This window comes from Streptomyces sp. CA-294286 (genome assembly GCF_050947155.1).
GTDB lineage: Bacteria > Actinomycetota > Actinomycetes > Streptomycetales > Streptomycetaceae > Streptomyces.
On record NZ_CP192005.1, the window covers coordinates 2,331,022 to 2,346,049 of the forward strand.

A 15,028-nucleotide genomic window follows, 5' to 3' on the forward strand; every position below is an offset into this window, starting at 1 on the left:
CCCGGTGGCATCCTGACGGCGTGAACGGACCGCAGATCCAGATCAGTTTCGCCCCCGAGCTGCACCTCTTCCTCGCCCCCGACCGCCGGGCCGGCCGCACCGACGCCGTCACCGACGGGGCCTCCACGCTGGGCCACGTCGTGGAGTCCCTCGGCGTGCCGCTCACCGAGGCGGGCGAACTGTACGTGGACGGGCGCACGGTGACCGCCGCACACGTACCGGCAGCCGGGGAGCGGGTGGAGGTACGGGCGGTGACACGCCCGCAGTCCGTCCCGGGAGCCCCGCTGCGCTTCCTGCTCGACGTGCACCTGGGGACACTCGCCCGCCGCCTGCGACTGCTCGGCGTGGACGCGGCGTACTTCAGCGAGGACGTCGGCGACCCCACCCTCGCCACCTACTCCGCCCGCGACCGCCGGGTCCTGCTCTCCCGGGACCGGGGGCTGCTGCGCCGGCGCGAACCGTGGGCGGGCGCGTACGTCTACAGCGACCAGCCCGACGAGCAACTCCGCGACGTCCTCGGCCGCTTCGCCCCGGCCCTCTCCCCCTGGACCCGGTGCACCGCCTGCAACGGCGACCTGAAGCCCGCCACCAAGGACTCCGTCGCCGGCCTCCTCCAGGGCGGCACGGAACGCACCTACGACGTCTTCGCCCAGTGCACCGCCTGCGAACGCCCGTACTGGCGCGGCGCCCACCACGCCCGCCTCGCCGCCCTCGTGGAAACCACCCTCAGCGAATTCCCCCCACTTCCCTAGCCCCCACGGGCGACGGAGCCCGCCCTATGTCAGCCCCACGGGCGACGGAGCCTCCCCCGGACGGATACGCGGTCCGGGCGACGGACGCCCCCGCAGGCAGGCCGGTCCGGAACGGGAGGCGGAACCGGCTCAGAAGTAGTAGACGTCACCCGTGGCGGGTGCCAGAACCCGCTGACGGTCGTTGCCGGGGTTCGCGTCCCGGACCCGCATGCCGGGTTCGGCGGAGCCGGTCCGTACCGTACGCACCTCCACCACCACCTCCGCGGGCGCGCCCTTCACCCGCAGGCCGAAGTCCAGGACCCGGCCGCCGGCCGCCCCGGCGCGCAGCTCGCCGGTCTCGCAGACCACCGCCGCGGGCCCGGTACGCACGCGGCCCCGCGGGAAGCGTCCCTCGACCGGCGCGGAGAACGACACCCGCACCGCACCGGAAGCCAGACTGTCCGGCCCGTGGTTCCAGGACCGCAACTGCATGGTCAGCCGACCGCCCTCGTACACGACGTACCCGTGGTGCCCGAGATCGGCCTCGCCGTCGTCCGCGAACGCGACCCCCACCGGACACAGCAGCACCGCGACCAGCACCAACAGCCCCTTGCGCAACAGAGATGTCATGGTCACCGGCCTACCCGTTTCCCCCGTACCGCTCGCGGCCACACGCACATGCCACCCTTATGCGCATGTCCGTACCCCGCTCAGCAGCCCTTTTCCTCCTCGCCGCGCTCTTCGAGATCGGCGGCGCCTGGCTCGTCTGGCAGGGCGTCAGGGAGCACAAGGGCTGGATCTGGATCGGCGCGGGCGTCCTCGCCCTCGGCCTCTACGGCTTCGTCGCCACCCTCCAGCCGGACGGCGACTTCGGCCGCATCCTCGCCGCGTACGGCGGTGTCTTCGTGGCCGGCTCGATCGGGTGGGGAATGGTCGCCGACGGCTACCGCCCGGACCGGTGGGACATCGCCGGCGCACTGGTCTGCCTGCTCGGCATGGCCCTGATCATGTACGCCCCGAGAGGCCGCTGACCCCGCCCCCCTATCCTCGTAGCTGACGCGAACCCCTTCCGCACGAGGAGCAGCCGCATGCCCAGCGCCCCCATCGCCGTCGTCACCGGAGCGAGCAGCGGAATCGGCGCGGCCACGGCCCGGCAGCTCGCCGCCTCCGGCTACCGCGTCGTCCTCACCGCCCGCCGCAAGGACCGCATCGAGGCGCTCGCCGAGGAGATCACGGCCGCCGGGCACCAGGCCATGCCGTACGCCCTGGACGTCACCGACCGGGCCGCCGTCGACGAGTTCGCGACCGCGTTCCGCTCCGTCGCCGTACTCGTCAACAACGCGGGCGGCGCGCTCGGCGCCGACCCGGTCGCCACGGCGGACCCCGCCGACTGGCGCCGGATGTACGAGACGAACGTCCTCGGCACCCTCAACCTCACCCAGGCCCTGCTGCCCGCCCTGACCGCCTCCGGGGACGGCACGATCGTCGTCGTCTCCTCCACGGCGGGCCACGGCACGTACGAGGGCGGCGGCGGCTACGTGGCCGCCAAGCACGGCTCGCACGTCCTCGCCGAAACCCTCCGTCTGGAGATCGTCGGCACCCCGGTCCGCGTCATCGAGATCGCCCCCGGCATGGTCAGGACGGAGGAGTTCGCCCTGACCCGCTTCGACGGCGACGCCGAGAAGGCCGCCAAGGTGTACGCGGGCGTGGACGCCCCCCTGACGGCCTCCGACGTCGCCGAAACGATCACGTGGGCGGTCACCCGCCCCAGCCACGTCAACATCGACCTCCTGGTGGTCCGCCCCCGCGCCCAGGCATCCAACACCAAGATCCACCGCCAGCCCTGACCCCAGCCCCCTTGGGTGGCGGAACCCCCTTACGCCCGCCGCCTTGGGCGGCGGGGCCGCCCCCCGGGGGGCGGAACGGGCGGGCAAGGGGGGCGGCCCCCACCGGGGGCGGGCAAGGGGCGGCGCCCACCGGACGGTGCCCCTTGCCCGCCCCTACGCCCCGCTCCCCGACGTACGCCCACCCCACACCCACCCGGGCCAGGCTCCACACACGCCTTGAACCCCCGCCCTACCCCCAGTGCCCCGGCCTCTCCACCCCCACCGGAATCCGCGTCCCCGCATCCCCCCGCGCCGCGTTCACCTGCGTCTGGGTGAGGAACAGCGCCGCACTCAGATCCGCCCCCCGCACATCCGCGTCGCGGAAGTCCGCCCCGATCACGTCGGCCCCCCGCAGGTCGGCCCCGCTCAGATCGGCGGCGATCACGTACGCGCCCCGCAGGTTCACCCCGCGCAGGTCGGCGCCGCTGCGCCGGGCCCCCATCAGGTCCGCGCCCCGCAGGTCGGTCTTCCGCTTCTTCCCGTTCTTCTTCGGCGGCACGGCGGCAGCCCACTCGCCCCTGACCAGCTCGCTCACCCGCACCAGCACACCGTTCACCTTCTGCCGGTGCTCCTCCACGTCGAGCGCCACCAGTTCCTCGGCGCTCCCCCGGGTCAGCTCCTCGGTCTCGTCCCGCAACGCCCGCAGCTTCCCGTGCACGGGCCGGGCCGCGTCCTCCCGCAGCCCCGCCTCGACGTACCAGAGCAGCTCGTGCAACTGCTTCATCACCGGCAGCAGAGCGAACATCAGCTCCGAACTCCCGGGCTCCGCACGCCAGCTCACCCCGTCGAACGTCACCTGCGACACCTTCTGCCCCGCTCCGAAGCAGTCGTACACGGTGCACCCGGGGAAACCCTCGCCCCGCAGCCGCGCGTGAATCCCGCACCCGAAGTCCCCCGCGAGGTTCGGGCACGGCTTCCCGATCGGCTTGTCGATGGCGAAGTCCGAGGACTTCGTCAACGTCAACGCCACACAGCACAGCCCGAAGCAGTTCCCGCAGTCGGAGCGCAGGTCGGAGTTCATCTCGGGCATGGTCGGGGCTCCACTGGTACGGCGGTACGGGACGAGGAAGCGGCGGTCGGCACGGGTTCCGGGGACCCGGACACACTACGCGGGCACGGCGAAACGGACGTGCCCCCGGCACGGTGTCCGGGGCTGTCCGCCTCGTCCGCCGGGCCTGCCCTCAGCCCTTGACGCAGATGACCTGCTTCAGCTTCGCGACGACCTCCACCAGGTCGCGCTGCTGGTCGATGACCTGCTCGATCGGCTTGTACGCGGCCGGGATCTCGTCGACGACACCGGAGTCCTTGCGGCACTCGACGCCTCGCGTCTGCTCCTCCAGGTCCCGCGTCGAGAACCGGCGCTTCGCCGCGCTGCGGCTCATCCGTCGACCCGCACCGTGCGACGCCGAGTTGAAGGACGCCTCATTGCCGAGGCCCTTCACGATGTACGAGCCGGTACCCATGGATCCCGGGATGATCCCGAGGTCGCCGGAACCGGCACGGATCGCGCCCTTTCGGGTGACCAGTAGGTCCATCCCGTCGTAACGCTCTTCCGACACATAGTTGTGGTGACAGGAGATGACCGGGTCGAAGGCCACTTTGGCCTTCTTGAACTCCTTCCGGACCACGTCCTTGAAGAGCGCCATCATGATGGCGCGGTTGTACGACGCGTACTCCTGGGCCCAGAAGAGGTCGTTGCGGTAGGCGGCCATCTGCGGGGTGTCCGCGATGAAGACGGCCAGGTCACGGTCGACCAGACCCTGGTTGTGCGGCAGATTCCGGGCCTGCCCGATGTGATGTTCGGCCAGCTCCTTGCCGATGTTCCGGGAGCCGGAATGCAGCATCAGCCAGACCGAACCCTTCTCGTCAAGACAGAACTCATTAAAGTGGTTGCCGCTTCCGAGCGTTCCCATCTGCTTTATTGCCCGTCCATGACGGAATTTGACCGATTCCGCCACCCCCTCAAACCGTCCCCAGAAGTCCTCCCACCCGGCCGTCGCGAAGCCGTGCAGGCGACTCGGGTCCACCGGGTCGTCGTGCATCCCGCGTCCCACCGGGATCGCCTGCTCGATCTTCGAGCGGAGGCGGGAGAGGTCACCCGGGAGGTCGTTGGCGGTGAGCGAGGTCTTGACGGCGGACATCCCGCAGCCGATGTCGACGCCGACGGCCGCCGGGCAGACCGCGCCCTGCATCGCGATGACCGAGCCGACGGTCGCGCCCTTGCCGTAGTGGACGTCCGGCATGACGGCCAGGCCCTTGACCCATGGCAGGGTGGCGACGTTGCGGAGCTGCTGCATCGCCCCGTCCTCGACCGACGCCGGGTCGGCCCACATGCGGATCGGCACCTTCGCGCCCGGTACCTCTGTGTACGGCATTTCCCCTCGATTCCCCCGAGACGTCGAATCCCCCGAGATGCATAGAAAGTTCGCGGAACGCAAAAAGTGTGGGAAATGGCCGCGAAGAGGACAGCGGACCGGCATCCACACCGGCGTGTGCGATACACATTGTGGTCATCGGCCGCCTCCGGGCGGCAACTACTTTTCCTCCGAAGGGGGCCTGGGAACGTGCCGCGAATGTCGTCCGCGTACGTCAAGGGGCGCGTACCTGGCCTCGTACTGCTCGCCGCCCTCGCCGTGGGCGCCGCCGGGTGTTCCGGCGGGGGGTCGGGCGAGGACGGCGCCGACGACGCCAAGGCGGGCGGGTCCGCCGTACCGGCCGCCCAGCCCGGCAAGTACCGCACACTCCCCGAGCCCTGCCGGATCGTGGAGCGCTCGCTGCTGAAGACGATGCTGCCGGGGGGCGCGGAGCTGCCGGAGGACCAGCAGCGGAAGCTGTTCGCGGGTGAGCCGGCGGTGACCTTCGACACGGACCGGCGGGTCGGCTGCCGCTGGAAGGCGGAGTCCCCGGAGGCCACCCACCAGCTGTCCGTGGCCTTTGACCGCGTCGTCTCGTACGACGACGCGGTGAGTGACGACGACCGGGCGCAGGCGGTGTACGCGAAGCTGCTGGACGCGGCCGACCTGCCGGTTCCGCCGGATCCGGTGGCGTCGTCGGGGTCGCCGACGGGCTCGCCGGAGACGTCCGGTCGGCCCGACGGGCACGGCGCGCAGAGCGGGCCCCCGTCCGGCTCGCCGTCCGCCCCGCCTTCCTCGACCGGTGCCTCCGGTTCCCCTTCCGGTACGGCGACGCCGCCCGCCGACCCCGACCTCGCCGAGCTGCAACCCCGTACCCTCGGCGGTCTCGGGGACGCCGCGTTCCTGAACGACGAGCTGAAGAAGGCCGGGGCCTCGCCCGCGCGTGACCGCACGGTGTCGGTCGTCTTCCGCACGTCGAACGTGGTCGTGAGCATCGAGTACGGCGAGCAGCCGGGCGGCGGCGGTCAGGTCCCGGACAGCAGAACGCTCCAGGACCGGGCGCAGACGCTGGCCCGTAAACTCGCCGAGCAGTTCTCCGACAGCGAGTGACACGACAGCGAGCCCGTATCGCAGACGATGAGCGAAGGAACCACAGGAACCATGCACCGTAAAGCCCCCCGTATCGCCCGCATTCTGACCTGCGCGGTGGCCGTTCCGGCACTGTTCGCGGCGGCCGGCTGTTCGTCGGACTCCGGTTCCGGTTCTGGTTCTGACGGCGGTACGAAGAAGGACCAGGGCGCCGACACCGCGAAGCAGACGCCCTCGGCGCCGTCGGCGACCGTGCCTCCGGCGAAGTTCGCGAAGCTCCCGGACGCGTGCAAGGCGCTGGCCAAGGCGACGATCGAGGAACTGGTGCCGAAGGCCGAGAAGGCGGCGGGCGAGCAGGACGCCTCGTCGGACCCGGAGAAGCGGCGCGGCTGTTCCTGGAAGGGCCTGGACGACAAGGGCCAGCAGGGTTCGCAGTACCACTACCTGACGTTCTCGATGCACCGCTTCGAGTCGAACCCGGCGCTGGGCACCGGCGAGAAGCGCGCCGAGGAGCAGGTGGGGAAGAACGTCAACAAGTTCCAGGGCAAGGAAGGCGCGAAGGACATCAGGTCCAACGCGGTCAGCGGCATCGGCGAGCAGGCGTCGACGGTGTCGTACGGGGCCAGGGAGGGCGGCACGGACTTCGAGCACGCCGTCGTGGTGACCCGTACGGCCAACGTCGTCGTCACGCTGGACTACAACGGCGCGGGGTACTCGGGCGCGAAGGTGCCGGCCTCGGCGGAGCTGATGAAGGGCGCGCAGAAGGCGGCGAAGGAGGTCGTGGCGTCGATCGCCACGGCGAACAAGTAGTCGGCGTCGGGCACCGCGGCGGGCGAGCGGCCGGCGGACGGCGGTGACGTAGTCAACGAGTTGACTACAAATGAGCCCGTTTCGACCGCTTTTACGGGGGTTCGGTCCTCACCCGGAGGGCAGGGCCCCCGTCGGCGTGTGCCACGCTGTGGCCGCCGGTCCGGGATCGGGTCGGCGTCGGACGCACGGGAGGGGATCGCGGGTGGCCGCGATGCAGTTGACACGCACGCACCGAATACTGATCGGCGTGGTGGTCGCCGGTGCGGTGATCATCGCGGGCATCGGTTTCGCGGGTTCGTACGCGGCGGTGCGTGAGCTGGCGCTCGAAAAGGGCTTCGGCGACTTCAGTTACGTCTTCCCGGTCGGCATCGACGCGGGCATCTGCGTCCTGCTGGCCCTGGACCTCCTGCTGACCTGGATGCGGATCCCCTTCCCCCTGCTGCGGCAGACGGCGTGGCTGCTGACGGCGGCCACGATCGCGTTCAACGGCGCGGCGTCCTGGCCGGATCCGCTGGGCGTCGGCATGCACGCCGTCATCCCGATCCTGTTCGTCGTCTCCGTCGAGGCTGCCCGGCACGCGGTCGGCCGGATCGCGGACATTACCGCCGACAAGCACATGGAGGGCGTCCGCCTCACCCGCTGGCTGCTCTCCCCGCTGCCCACGTTCAAGCTGTGGCGGCGCATGAAGCTGTGGGAGCTGCGCTCCTACGAACAGGTCATCAAGCTGGAGCAGGACCGGCTGATCTACCGGGCCCGCCTCCAGGCCCGGTACGGCCGCGCCTGGAAGCGCAAGGCGCCGGTGGAGGCGCTGATGCCGCTGCGGCTGGCGAAGATCGGCGTACCGCTGTCGGAGACGGCGGCACTGGGTCTGGCGGCGGCGGGCATCGAACCCGCCCTGCTGCCCGCCGGACCGGCCGGTGCCGTCGAACCGGTGTCCGCACCCGCTCTCCCGGCCGCGCCGCAGGTACGGGAGGAAGGGCCCGCGCAGCAGCCGAGCCCCACCGCCCAGGCCGGCGCCTCCGAAGCCCCGCAGACACCGCAGGCCCCGGGAGCCCAGCAGGTGCCCGACGCGCCGCACGCTTCCGGCGCCCCGCAGGCCCCTGGAGCCGCTCACCCCACCGCAACCCCACGCGCCACCGGGGCCCCGCAAGCAACCGAAGCCCCGCAGGCATCCCACGCCCCGCAGCCCCAGCCGCCCCGGGCGAACCTGGCCAAGGAACCGCATGGCCAGGCCCCGGAGGGACCCGAGTCCGCCGCCGAGCAGGTGCCCGCGCATCCCAGCCCGTGGTTCGCGGCCGGCCCCGTCGGGCACGCGCAGCCGGAGCACGGTGGGCAACAGGCGTACGACGCGCAGCCGGAACACGGGGAGCAGAGGGCGTACGACGCGCAGGCGGTACACGGCGAGCAGGCTGCGGACGAGCAGGGCGGTGCCCAGGGCCGACCCCCGCACCCCGCCCAGGACCGGTCCCCGGTGATGGTCCCCGACGGACCCCATCGCAGCCGCCCGCTGGGGGGCTACAACCCGGACTACGACGCCGAGTTCGGCCCGGACTTCACGTCGGCCGAGGCGGACTTCGTGCTGGACGACGACACGTACTACGAAGCGTTCCGCCGGTGTGCGGGCATGAACGGGGCGTTTCCCACGCCCTTGCAGTTCGGCGCGTACCTGGAAGAGGGCTACGGCAAGCAACTGCCGCTCGACGAGCTGGAGTTGTACACGAAGCGCTACGAGGAGCGGCACCGCATGGAGTCCGACGAGTACACCCCCTGACCTTCCGTCAACCCCGGTTCGCGGCGCGCTTCTTGGCTGTCTCGCCCCAGTAGGCGAGGGCGGCGCCGACGAGCGCCATGGCGAGGTAGACGGCGGTGGGCGGGCTGAACCAGAGGTGGAGCAGCCCCCAGTCCCGGTCGCCCCAAGTACGGCCGGAGAAGCCCAGCACGCCCTGGATGCCGATGATCCAGCCCATGACGGCGACGATTTCACTCTTCATGGGTCCACGATCGCGCGGCGTGGTGCGGGGCGCGTCCTGCGGAGGGTGGAACCGACGCTCCCCCGAACGGTGCAGTCGGCCGTCCGCCGGGGGCGCGGGGAACCGCCCGACCGGCCCCCGCGCACCAGCGGAAGCCCCGGGCCCAGGCCCGAGCCCTCCGCCCACGGAAGCCCTGGGCCCGAGCCCGAGACTCCCCACCCACGGAAGCCCGGACCCGAACCCGAGCCGAGCCGCCCCACCCACGGAAGCCCGGACCCGAACCCGAGCCGAGCCGCCCCACCCACGGAAGCCCGGACCCGAACCCGAGCCCCCCGCCCACGGGAACCCCCGGCCCACGACGGAGGGCGCCCACCCCACCACCGGGGTGACCGCCCTCCGTCCCGCGCAGGGGCCCTCCGCAGGACCCTCCGTCCCGCGCGGGGGCCCTGCGCAGGACCCTCCGTCCCGCGCGGGGGCCCTGTGCAGAACCCTCCGTCCCGCGCAGGCTCCTGCGCGGAACCCGTCCCCCGCAGGGGCGGGCTTGCTACGCCCCGAGCAGCTTGCGCACCCGCTCCGCGCCCACCGCGAGCAGCAGCGTGGGCAGGCGGGGGCCGGTGTCGCGGCCAACGAGGAGCTGGTAGAGCAGCGCGAAGAAGGTGCGCTGGGCGACCTTCAGCTCCGGCGTCGGCTTGGCGTCCGCCGCGAGTCCCGCCTGGATCTTGGGCACGCCGTAGACGAGCGTCGTCAGCCCCTCCAGCGACCAGTGCGAGTCGAGCCCCTCGACCAGCAGCCGCAGCGACTCCCGGTCGGCGTCGCCCAGCGCGCCGAGCGTCTGCGTGTCCGGTTCGCTCCGTACCAGCGTCCGCTGGTCGGCGGGCACGTACGCGGTGATCCACGACTCCGCGCGGTCCAGCCGGGGCCGCACCTCGTCCAGGGAGGCGATCGGGTCGCTGGGGTCCAGTTCGCTGAGGATGCGCAGCGTCTGGTCCTCCGCGCCCGCGGTGATGTCCGCGACCGAGGCGAGCGTCCGGTAGGAGAGCGGGCGCGGCGTGCGCGGCAGCTCGCCCGCGGCCGTGCCGATCGCCCGCGCGTAGGCCGCCGCGTCCGCCGGGAGCACCGTCCCGTCGGCGACCTTCGAGGAGAGCTTGTCCCACTCGTCGTACAGCCGCTGGATCTCCTGGTCGAAGGCGATCTTGAAGGACTGGTTCGGCTTGCGGCGCGCGTACAGCCAGCGCAGCAGGGGTGCTTCCATGATCTTCAGCGCGTCGCCCGCGGTCGGCACGCCGCCCTTCGAGGAGGACATCTTGGCCATGCCGCTGATGCCCACGAAGGCGTACATCGGGCCGATGGGCTGGACCCCGTCGAAGACCTCGCGGACGATCTGTCCGCCGACGACGAAGGACGAGCCGGGCGAGGAGTGGTCAACGCCGCTGGGCTCGAAGATCACGCCCTCGTACGCCCAGCGCATCGGCCAGTCGACCTTCCAGACGAGCTTGCCGCGGTTGAATTCGTTGAGGTGGACGGTCTCGGAGAAGCCGCAGACGCAGGTGTACGTCAGCTCGGTCGTCTCGTCGTCGTAGCCGGTCACGGTCGTGAGGTCGCGCTCGCACTGCCCGCAGTAGGGCTTGTACGGGTAGTACGCGCCGCCGCTCGTGCCGTCGTCCTCGGACGCGGCGCCGGAGCCCTCGGCGGCCTCCAGCTCGGCCTCGTCGACCGGCTTCTGCTGCTTGGGCTTCTTCGCCGCCGGGTCCTTCTTGGTGCGGTAGCGGTCCAGTACGGCGTCGATGTCCGCGCGGTGCTTCATCGCGTGCAGGACCTGCTCGCGGTAGGCGCCCGCGGTGTACTGCTCGGTCTGGCTGATGCCGTCGAACTCCACGCCCAGTTCGGCGAGCGCCTCGACCATCGGGGCCTTGAAGTGCTCGGCCCAGTTCGGGTACGCGGAACCGGCCGGTGCGGGCACGGACGTCAGCGGCTTGCCGATGTGCTCGGCCCAGGACTCGTCGATGCCGGGGACGCCGTTCGGGACCTTGCGGTACCGGTCGTAGTCGTCCCAGGAGATGAGGTGGCGGACCTCGTGCCCGCGGCGGCGGATCTCGTCGGCGACCAGGTGCGGGGTCATGACCTCGCGGAGGTTGCCGAGGTGGATCGGGCCGGAGGGGGAGAGGCCGGACGCGACGACGACGGGTTTGCCAGGCGCACGTCGCTCCGACTCGGCGATGACATCGTCCGCGAAACGGGAGACCCAGTCGGTCTCGGGGGTGCTGCTCTGAGCCACGGTCGGCACGTCCTTGGTTCTCCGGATGTAGTGAAGCTGGCAGGGGCCATTGTCCCAGACGGAGCGAGCGAGTCCGGGGTTGCTTTTTAACGGGAGGGCCGCGCGGAGGCCGCGTGAAATACTGGATCGCACCACCCATCCGATCTTCCACAGGAACGGCACCCCATGGCCTCGGTCCCCTCGCTCGCCTCGACCGTCAACCAGCGCCTCGCGGACGCGCTCTCGGCTGCCCTGCCGGACGCCGCCCCCGCCGACCCGCTGCTGCGCCGAAGCGACCGGGCCGACTTCCAGGCCAACGGGATCCTGGCCCTCGCCAAGAAGGCGAAGGCGAACCCGCGGGAGCTGGCCGGCACGGTCGTCGGCAAGCTGCCCGCCGACGACGCGGTGCTGAAGGACATCGAGGTCTCGGGCCCCGGCTTCCTCAACATCACGGTCTCCGACCGGGCGATCGTCGAGACGCTGGCCGCGCGGGCCGCCGACGCGCGCCTGGGGGTCCCGTACGCCGAGAACGCCGGGACGACGGTCGTCGACTACGCCCAGCCGAACGTCGCCAAGGAGATGCACGTCGGGCACCTGCGGTCCGCCGTGATCGGTGCGGCGATGGTGGAGATCCTGGAGTTCACCGGCGAGAAGGTGGTCCGCAGGCACCACATCGGCGACTGGGGCACCCAGTTCGGCATGCTCATCCAGTACCTGGTGGAGCACCCGGCCGAGCTGGACCACGGCGGCGCCGACCAGGTCGACGGCGAGGAGGCGATGTCCGCCCTGAACCGGGTCTACAAGGCGTCCCGGGTCCTCTTCGACTCCGACGAGGAGTTCAAGGCGCGCGCCCGGGACCGGGTCGTGCAGCTCCAGGCCGGTGACCCGGAGTCGCGGGCCCTGTGGCAGCGGTTCGTGGACGAGTCGAAGATCTACTTCTACTCGGTCTTCGACAAGCTCGACATGGAGATCACGGATGCGGACGTGGTCGGCGAGTCCGGCTACAACGACATGCTCGAAGAGACCTGCCGGATCCTGGAGGAGTCGGGCGTCGCGGTCCGTTCCGAGGGCGCGCTGTGCGTCTTCTTCGACGACGTCAAGGGCCCGGACGGCAACCCGACCCCGCTGATCGTGAAGAAGTCCAACGGCGGCTACGGCTACGCGGCCACCGACCTCTCCGCGATCCGCAACCGGGTGGGCGACCTCAAGGCGAACAGTCTCCTGTACGTGGTGGACGTCCGGCAGTCCCTGCACTTCAAGATGGTCTTCGAGACCGCCCGGCGGGCCGGCTGGCTGACCGACGACGTCACCGCACACCAGCTGGGCTTCGGCACGGTCCTCGGCAAGGACGGCAAGCCGTTCAAGACCCGTGAGGGCGAGACGGTCCGGCTGGTGGACCTGCTCGACGAGGCGATCGAGCGGGCCACGGCGGTCGTACGGGAGAAGAACAACGAGAAGGTCGGCCTCACCGAGGACGAGATCGTCGAGAACGGCGCGCAGATCGGCATCGGCGCGGTGAAGTACGCCGACCTGTCGACGTCCGCCTCCCGTGACTACAAGTTCGACCTGGACCAGATGGTCTCGCTGAACGGCGACACGTCGGTGTACTCGCAGTACGCGTACGCCCGGATCCGGTCGATCCTGCGGCTGCGCGGCGATGCGAACCCGGCCGCCCACCCGGAGCTCGAACTCGCTTCACAGGAGCGGGCGTTGGGTCTGCACCTGGACCAGTTCGGGGAGACCGTCGCCGAGGCGGCCCACGCGTACGAGCCGCACAAGCTCGCCGCGTACGTCTACCAGCTGTCCTCGCTCTTCACGTCCTTCTACGCGGAGTGCCCGGTCCTCAAGGCCGACACGCCCGCACAGGTCGAGAACCGTCTCTTCCTGTGCGAGCTGACGGCCCGCACCCTGCACCAGGGACTGGCACTGCTGGGCATCAGGACGCCCGAGCGGCTCTGACGGTCGTTGCACGGAAGGCCCCGGCGAGTACCTCATCGCTCCTCGCCGGGGCCTTCCCCGTACGCACTACTGCCGCCGCCCTCACGCTCAGGAGTCGTCGTCGAGCGGCTTCTCCCAGGCGGAGGAGCCGAGCGGGTGGTGGTACGTCGGCCGCCCGACCGATCCGCTCGTCCGGAACGGCTTGCCGCCCCCGGCGTCGATGCGCTCGACGCCGCGCCGCCCGCCGCTGGACCACTCCAGCTCCAGGTACCAGCTCACCGCGTGCGCCCGGGTGCCCGCCTTCACGTAGAACACCTCGGGGTCCGCCTCGCTGACCTTGTACGGGAAGTCCCGCTGCCCGGCGTGCGGGACGGGGGCCGGGCGGCCGGCGTCCAGGTCGACGGTGAACGACTTGGTGTCGACGTTGCCGCCGCAGCCGACCCCGGTGGCGTACCGGGTCCACGGCAGCGGCGCTTCGCTGCGCACGACGCGTACGTGCAGGGCCTCCAGGACGACGGTCTCCTTCGACCGGCCCTGGAGGGTCAGCGCGATGAGCTGCTCGTCGGCGGGGACCGCACGGTAGGACGCGACCCAGCCGGGCGCGTCCTGCTCGCTCGGCGGCGGGGCGACCTTCTGGGGTTTGCTGTCGACGAGGAAGTACTGGCTGCACGGCGTCTCGTACACGTAGGGGCGCACGGCAGCGGCGAAGGGCGTGCCGGTGCTGCCGTGCGTACTGTCGCCGCCCCGGCCGCCCGGAGCCGTGTCGCGTTCCGCTTCCTGCCGCTTCTCCGTGCCGGAAGGGCCGGCGGACGGCGGAGCCGTGGGCGAGGCGCTGCCGGTGGCCGTACGGGAGGGGGAGACGGACGGGTGCGTCGTCGGCTCCGCACCCGCGGGGCTGCCGCCCCCGGCCGCGTCCGGTACGGGTGACGAGGCAGCGCCCACCGGCTGGCCGCCCGCACCCGTGTCCCGTGCACCGCCCACGAGTTGGGTGACGAGCACGGTGGAGGCGACCACCGCGAGGACGGTGCCGACGCCGATGAGGAGGTTGCGCCGTCCCCTGCGCCCGGGGGCAGCGGAACGTCCGCCGGTGCCGAAGCCACGGCCGTCGGCGTCGCCGCCCGCGCCGCGCAGGGACACCAGCGGGCCGGACCCGGCACGGGGAGGGGCCTCGGCGTGGGGCCCGGAAGGGGACTCGGCCTGGGGCCCGACGTCGGCTTCGGCTTCGGCTTCGGCTCCGGCTGTGGCTTCGGCTTCGGTTCCGGCTCCGGCTCCGGCTCCGGGGGGAACGCGGGATGTACTGTCCGGCGCGGACGGGGACGTGGACGCAGGTGGGGACGTAGACGCGGGTGGGGGCACGGACGCGGAGCCGGGCCGGGGCGCGGGATCGGGCCGGGGCGCGGGCGTCGCCCCCGACCCGGACTCCGCTCCGGCCTCCGGTCGTACGACTCGCGCCCCCGAGTCCGGCTGCGCGGCTTGCACCTCCGGGTCCGCCCGTACGGTCTGCGCCGCCGGGTCCGCCCGTACGGGCTGCGCCTCCTTCTTCCCCCGTGCCGCATCCGCCAGAATCCACAGCCTGTGGACACGCACCATCTCGTCCGGAGTGGCTTTGCACAGCCGGGCCAGTCGCTCCACGGGGGCGAAGTCCGTGGGTACGGCGTCCCCGTTGCAATACCGGTGCAGGGTCGACGTGCTCATGTGCAGGCGCTTGGCGAGGGCCCCGTAGCTCAGCCCCGAGCGCCCCTTCAGCTCCCGCAGGAACTCTGCGAGTCCGGCCGTTCCCCCAGTGTCCGGCACTGCTGCCCATCCCATCCCGGCGTTCCAGGAACACCGCATCACCGCAGGTCACAGCCGGTGGATTCGTTCCAGCGTCCCCGACTGCCCGTCAACTCTGGCAACTGGGACGACCTTTCGTACAAGCTCTGGGCATCAAAGCACGCCGCTCCCGCCGACCGGTCGAGCGGCCCCTCCCGGCTCCGTGTCACGTACGGAAGTCCCC

13 protein-coding genes are annotated in these 15,028 nt (G+C 71.7%); 7 read left to right on the forward strand and 6 right to left on the reverse strand.

Annotated elements, in window-relative coordinates:
• Window positions 1–20: 20 nt before the first annotated feature.
• On the forward strand, window positions 21–752 hold the full coding sequence (locus ACQPZG_RS15060; protein WP_433546276.1) for a Mut7-C RNAse domain-containing protein: 732 nt from the start codon (window positions 21–23) through the stop codon (window positions 750–752).
• Window positions 753–881: 129 nt separating this feature from the next.
• Here the strand turns inward: ACQPZG_RS15060 and ACQPZG_RS15065 are convergent, their stop codons facing one another.
• Window positions 882–1,361: a hypothetical protein gene (locus tag ACQPZG_RS15065; RefSeq protein WP_433546277.1), complete on the reverse strand. Its 480-nt coding sequence runs from the start codon at window positions 1,359–1,361 to the stop codon at window positions 882–884.
• Window positions 1,362–1,426: 65 nt separating this feature from the next.
• Here ACQPZG_RS15065 and ACQPZG_RS15070 point away from each other — a divergent pair, with 65 nt between their 5' ends.
• Entirely contained in the window at window positions 1,427–1,762 is a 336-nt protein-coding gene (locus tag ACQPZG_RS15070) for a YnfA family protein (RefSeq protein WP_433546278.1), read from the forward strand.
• A 57-nt stretch (window positions 1,763–1,819) separates the two neighbouring features.
• The gene (locus ACQPZG_RS15075; RefSeq protein WP_433546279.1) at window positions 1,820–2,578 is read left to right on the forward strand and encodes an SDR family NAD(P)-dependent oxidoreductase; all 759 of its coding nucleotides are present in this window, start codon (window positions 1,820–1,822) and stop codon (window positions 2,576–2,578) included.
• A gap of 229 nt (window positions 2,579–2,807) precedes the next feature.
• Here the strand turns inward: ACQPZG_RS15075 and ACQPZG_RS15080 are convergent, their stop codons facing one another.
• Together ACQPZG_RS15080 and ACQPZG_RS15085 are read right to left on the reverse strand one after the other, a co-directional pair.
• Complete coding sequence (locus tag ACQPZG_RS15080) at window positions 2,808–3,647, reverse strand: pentapeptide repeat-containing protein (RefSeq protein WP_433546280.1); 840 nt, start codon at window positions 3,645–3,647, stop codon at window positions 2,808–2,810.
• Window positions 3,648–3,798: 151 nt separating this feature from the next.
• Window positions 3,799–4,992: an RtcB family protein gene (locus tag ACQPZG_RS15085; RefSeq protein WP_433546281.1), complete on the reverse strand. Its 1,194-nt coding sequence runs from the start codon at window positions 4,990–4,992 to the stop codon at window positions 3,799–3,801.
• Window positions 4,993–5,190: 198 nt separating this feature from the next.
• Between ACQPZG_RS15085 and ACQPZG_RS15090 the strand changes: the two genes are divergently transcribed.
• The 3 genes from ACQPZG_RS15090 (at window position 5,191) to ACQPZG_RS15100 (ending at window position 8,641) form a co-directional block, all read left to right on the forward strand.
• Window positions 5,191–6,081: a DUF3558 domain-containing protein gene (locus ACQPZG_RS15090; RefSeq protein WP_433546282.1), complete on the forward strand. Its 891-nt coding sequence runs from the start codon at window positions 5,191–5,193 to the stop codon at window positions 6,079–6,081.
• 51 nt (window positions 6,082–6,132) lie between these two features.
• Complete coding sequence (locus ACQPZG_RS15095) at window positions 6,133–6,870, forward strand: DUF3558 family protein (RefSeq protein WP_433546283.1); 738 nt, start codon at window positions 6,133–6,135, stop codon at window positions 6,868–6,870.
• 202 nt (window positions 6,871–7,072) lie between these two features.
• Window positions 7,073–8,641: a DUF2637 domain-containing protein gene (locus tag ACQPZG_RS15100; RefSeq protein ID WP_433546284.1), complete on the forward strand. Its 1,569-nt coding sequence runs from the start codon at window positions 7,073–7,075 to the stop codon at window positions 8,639–8,641.
• A gap of 7 nt (window positions 8,642–8,648) precedes the next feature.
• Here the strand turns inward: ACQPZG_RS15100 and ACQPZG_RS15105 are convergent, their stop codons facing one another.
• Together ACQPZG_RS15105 and lysS are read right to left on the reverse strand one after the other, a co-directional pair.
• Entirely contained in the window at window positions 8,649–8,861 is a 213-nt protein-coding gene (locus ACQPZG_RS15105) for a hypothetical protein (protein ID WP_433546285.1), read from the reverse strand.
• A gap of 523 nt (window positions 8,862–9,384) precedes the next feature.
• Window positions 9,385–11,124 (reverse strand): lysine--tRNA ligase, encoded by a 1,740-nt coding sequence (gene lysS / locus ACQPZG_RS15110; protein WP_433546286.1) that lies wholly within the window; start codon window positions 11,122–11,124, stop codon window positions 9,385–9,387.
• A gap of 156 nt (window positions 11,125–11,280) precedes the next feature.
• Between lysS and argS the strand changes: the two genes are divergently transcribed.
• On the forward strand, window positions 11,281–13,053 hold the full coding sequence (argS, locus tag ACQPZG_RS15115) for an arginine--tRNA ligase (protein WP_433546287.1): 1,773 nt from the start codon (window positions 11,281–11,283) through the stop codon (window positions 13,051–13,053).
• Window positions 13,054–13,140: 87 nt separating this feature from the next.
• On the opposite strand, the gene ACQPZG_RS15120 is transcribed toward argS, so the two are convergent.
• Window positions 13,141–14,841: a helix-turn-helix domain-containing protein gene (locus ACQPZG_RS15120; RefSeq protein ID WP_433546288.1), complete on the reverse strand. Its 1,701-nt coding sequence runs from the start codon at window positions 14,839–14,841 to the stop codon at window positions 13,141–13,143.
• Between the last annotated feature and the right edge of the window lie 187 nt (window positions 14,842–15,028).

Bases quoted from the DNA above. Each gene is read 5' to 3' on its own strand.
- ACQPZG_RS15065 (WP_433546277.1), bottom strand. From the start codon at position 1,361: ATGACATCTCTGTTGCGCAAGGGGCTGTTGGTGCTGGTCGCGGTGCTG.
- ACQPZG_RS15070 (WP_433546278.1), top strand. From the start codon at position 1,427: ATGTCCGTACCCCGCTCAGCAGCCCTTTTCCTCCTCGCCGCGCTCTTC.
- ACQPZG_RS15075 (WP_433546279.1), top strand. From the start codon at position 1,820: ATGCCCAGCGCCCCCATCGCCGTCGTCACCGGAGCGAGCAGCGGAATC.
- ACQPZG_RS15080 (WP_433546280.1), bottom strand. From the start codon at position 3,647: ATGCCCGAGATGAACTCCGACCTGCGCTCCGACTGCGGGAACTGCTTC.
- ACQPZG_RS15085 (WP_433546281.1), bottom strand. From the start codon at position 4,992: ATGCCGTACACAGAGGTACCGGGCGCGAAGGTGCCGATCCGCATGTGG.
- ACQPZG_RS15090 (WP_433546282.1), top strand. From the start codon at position 5,191: ATGTCGTCCGCGTACGTCAAGGGGCGCGTACCTGGCCTCGTACTGCTC.
- ACQPZG_RS15095 (WP_433546283.1), top strand. From the start codon at position 6,133: ATGCACCGTAAAGCCCCCCGTATCGCCCGCATTCTGACCTGCGCGGTG.
- ACQPZG_RS15105 (WP_433546285.1), bottom strand. From the start codon at position 8,861: ATGAAGAGTGAAATCGTCGCCGTCATGGGCTGGATCATCGGCATCCAG.
- argS (WP_433546287.1), top strand. From the start codon at position 11,281: ATGGCCTCGGTCCCCTCGCTCGCCTCGACCGTCAACCAGCGCCTCGCG.
- ACQPZG_RS15120 (WP_433546288.1), bottom strand. From the start codon at position 14,841: ATGGGATGGGCAGCAGTGCCGGACACTGGGGGAACGGCCGGACTCGCA.